Origin of the sequence: Rhodoferax sp. UBA5149, assembly GCF_002413825.1 — a bacterium.
In the GTDB taxonomy this organism is placed as follows: Bacteria; Pseudomonadota; Gammaproteobacteria; order Burkholderiales; family Burkholderiaceae_C; genus Rhodoferax.
In genome coordinates, this window is record NZ_DHXT01000089.1 from 1 (window position 1) to 3255 (window position 3255).

4 protein-coding genes are annotated in these 3255 nt (G+C 62.8%); 1 reads left to right on the forward strand and 3 read right to left on the reverse strand.

Features of this window, described 5'->3' with window-relative positions; all coding sequences use genetic code 11:
- Positions 1-175 precede the first annotated feature (175 nt).
- Positions 176-655 (forward strand): 2-amino-4-hydroxy-6-hydroxymethyldihydropteridine diphosphokinase, encoded by a 480-nt coding sequence (gene folK, locus B3V69_RS07755; protein WP_349679203.1) that lies wholly within the window; start codon positions 176-178, stop codon positions 653-655.
- Positions 656-752: 97 nt separating this feature from the next.
- On the opposite strand, the gene B3V69_RS07760 is transcribed toward folK, so the two are convergent.
- The 3 genes from B3V69_RS07760 to B3V69_RS07770 all read right to left on the reverse strand — a co-directional run.
- Complete coding sequence (locus B3V69_RS07760; protein ID WP_296445339.1) at positions 753-1208, reverse strand: RidA family protein; 456 nt, start codon at positions 1206-1208, stop codon at positions 753-755.
- Positions 1205-2125, reverse strand: coding sequence for a transglutaminase family protein (locus B3V69_RS07765; protein WP_349679204.1), 921 nt, complete (start codon positions 2123-2125; stop codon positions 1205-1207). The genes B3V69_RS07760 and B3V69_RS07765 overlap by 4 nt, the downstream gene beginning before the upstream one ends.
- An 11-nt stretch (positions 2126-2136) precedes the next feature.
- Positions 2137-3255 (reverse strand): alpha-E domain-containing protein (locus B3V69_RS07770; RefSeq protein WP_296445343.1); only part of this gene is annotated, 1119 nt, incomplete at its 5' end.

The following is a 3255-nucleotide window of genomic DNA, read 5'->3' on the forward strand; positions in this document are numbered from 1 at the left end:
CACGCGATGCAGCGCCCGCAGCGGATGCGGACCCAAGGCGTCTGGATCCAGGGCCTGATTCTGTGCCAGGCGGCCCTGCCGATGCCACTGACGCCCCCAAGAAACGGCGGCGTCGCAGGCGCAGCAGCGGCCCCAGGGACGGCGGTGAACAGACGCCAGACACTGGCGTCTGAGTGTGTCGGTGCGCCCCCCGGTCACGGCCTATATCGCGCTGGGCGGCAATTTGGGTGAGCCCGGCGCAGTCCTTGTTCAGGCGATGGAACAGCTCGCGGCGACCAACGGCGTGACCGTGATCAGGCGCTCGTCCTTGTACCGCACTGCACCCGTGGGCTCGGATGGCCCGGACTATGTGAATGCGGTGGTTGAGATCCAGACGGTCCTGACGGCACCCGCGTTACTGGCCCAGCTGCAAAAACTGGAGCGAATGGCGGGGCGTGAGCGGTCCTACCGCAACGCGCCCCGCACCTTGGATATGGATGTTTTGACCTATGGCGACGCCTGTGTGGACAGCGAAGCGCTCGTCATCCCGCATCCCCGCATGACCGAGCGCGCGTTTGTCCTCGTGCCCTTGGCCGAGATTGCGCCATGGCGGGTAGGCGCAGCCCAGCTGCACGCCGTTTCTGGACAAATCATCACGCGTGTGACGGAGCGCTGAACCGGGGAATTCCCTTGGCGCCAAGGGCGGCGCGGAAACTTGTCGTTATGGCATTCTGTCCAGATAGATCCGCCACCCGGTGCTTGCTTTTTCCAGATCAGAGCAGTTCGGCGATCAGCTCAATTTCTACGCAGGCACCCATGGGAATTTGAGCCACGCCAAATGCGCTGCGGGCGTGCGTTCCTTTGTCGCCAAAGACCTGCCCGATCAGTTCGCTCGCCCCGTTGGTCACCAGATGCTGTTCGGTGAAGTCAGCCGTCGAGTTAACCAGTGACATCAGCTTGACAATGCGCTTGATGCGGTTGAGGTCGCCCACCGCCGCGTGCAGCGTGCCCATCAGGTCAATGGCAATGGCGCGGGCGGCTGCTTTGCCTTCTTCGGTGGTCAAGTTTTTGCCGAGTTGTCCAACCCAGGGCTTGCCATCTTTCTTGGCGATATGACCGCTCAAAAAAACGAGATTGCCGGCTTGAACAAAAGGCACGTAGGCCGCTGCCGGAATGGCCACGGGGGGCAGCGTGATGTTGAGTTCGGTCAGCGTGGTGTAAATGCTCATGGCGCTTCCTTGATGAATAAATTGGCCTGATTGTCGCCGGGCACAGGCTCCACGGTGACCGCCACAGACAGCGTGTGACTGGCGCCGCCATGGATGACGCCGCGGATCGGGGATACGTCAGAAAAATCCCGTCCAATGGCCAGCGTCACATAGTCTTCTCCGGGCGAATGCCAGCCCGATCGGTTGTTGGTGGGGTCCAGGTCGCACCAGCGCTCATCCGGTGGCAGATCGGGCACATACACCGCAGCCCAGGCATGTGACGCGTCGCTGCCGGTGAGCTTGACCGTGCCGGGGGCCGCTTCGGTCAGCAAATAGCCGCTGACATAGCGCGCCGGAATCCCCATGGCGCGCAGGCAGGCAATCAGGATGTGGGCGAAATCCTGGCACACCCCTTTGCGTTGCGCCAGCGCCTCCACGGCGGGGGTGTTGACTTGGGTACTATCGCTCTCGTACATCAAGTCGGTGTGAATGCGCTGCATCAGGTCGGTTGCCGCCGCCAACACGCTGACGCCTGGCGCAAAACTGGGTTGCGCATAAGCGGCAAACTCCGGCGAATGGGGACAAAAGGGCGAGGCGAATACAAATTCGGTCGCTGCGTCAAAACGCCCGCCCGACTGATACCGAAAGAGCGTCTGGGTTTGCTCCCAGCTGATGCTGCTGGCGGGCAATGCGCGGGCAACGGTGGCGACCACACTGCGCGCCACCACCGTGAGGGTCGTGTGCGGGGTCTGCAGAGAAAAATAACAGCGGGCGTTGCCGAATACGTCCAGCGTCTGCCTGATGTGGGCGGGTGTCGGGCTGATGTCCAGCGAATAGCTCAGAAGCTGCTGGTGACGGGTGTTCAAGGGTTGCAGATAAGCGATGTGCTGCGCCGTTTCCACGGCAGGCAGGTAGTCGTACCGGGTTTCGTGGGTCACGTGCAGCTTCATCAGGTACCCACGCTCTGGTTGGTCTCAATCGAATGCGTGAAATAGGTGGTATTGATCTCGTCCGACACCTTGAAAGAGGCCCTCACACATTGCCACAGCAAATCGTTCAGGACAAAGAAATCGCCCGGGCCAATGCCTGGCGCGGCGTCCTGCGCTACGTGGTGAGGCGGGGTTTCGCACAATTGCGCCAGACGCCAGGCCGTAGGGTCGGGCACCTGCCGGGACAAGGTGCTGAGTTCATCGGGCTGGCCGCCGGCCAGTGCGTCCAGCAGCTCGCGCAATGTGTCGGTCACTCCGGCCAATGAGCGGGACTTGTCGCGGCCCTGCAGCAACAGGTCGATCAGGGCAGCCAGATCGCGAGGATGCGGATATTCCGCGTGACGGGCGATGGCGCTGTCAAACAGCGCCAGCATGGCTTCAAAGCCGTCATCCGTATGAACCGAGCCGGTGGTGATGCCGCGCGCCAGGGCGCTGGCCAGAAACCCCAGACGTTCAATATGACGGCCAATGCTCAGCAAGCACCAGCCGTCGTCACGGGTCATTTTCTCGGTCTGGGCGCCGCCGATGGCCGCCAGATGCGCTCCCGTGTTTCTCAGTACCCTCAAGGCCTCCAGTGAAGAATAGTCACCGCTGCGGGCTTGGTCGGAGCAGCTCGCGAACAGCTCTTCTTCGGCCTGCACGATCACACGCCAATGCGCTCGCGGCAACCGTTCGCGCACGGTAGACGCCGCCATTTTCAAGGCTCGCAGGTAATAGCCGACGCTGGTGGCGCCACCAGTGCTGCCCAGGCTTGCGATCAGTGCGCACTCGAACCGGCGCGGCGACGGGGCGGCCGATGCCTCGCCCGGCATCACCAGGGTATTGGCAACAGCCATTTGGCTGAGCCACGCCAGCAGGGGCTGCGACTTTGGCTCGTCCCGATTGAGGCATTCGAGCGTCAGGCGGGCCAGGCGGGTGGCGTTCTCGGCGCGCTCGGTATAGCGACCCAGCCAGAACAGATTTTCAGCCGCGCGCAGGGTGACCAGTCGCTCGTGTTGCGCCAGCGCAGCCGGCGTCAGGTCAGGCTGGCGCAAGGTGGTTTTGTCAACTTGACCAGTGTTCAAGGCCCAGACATCGGC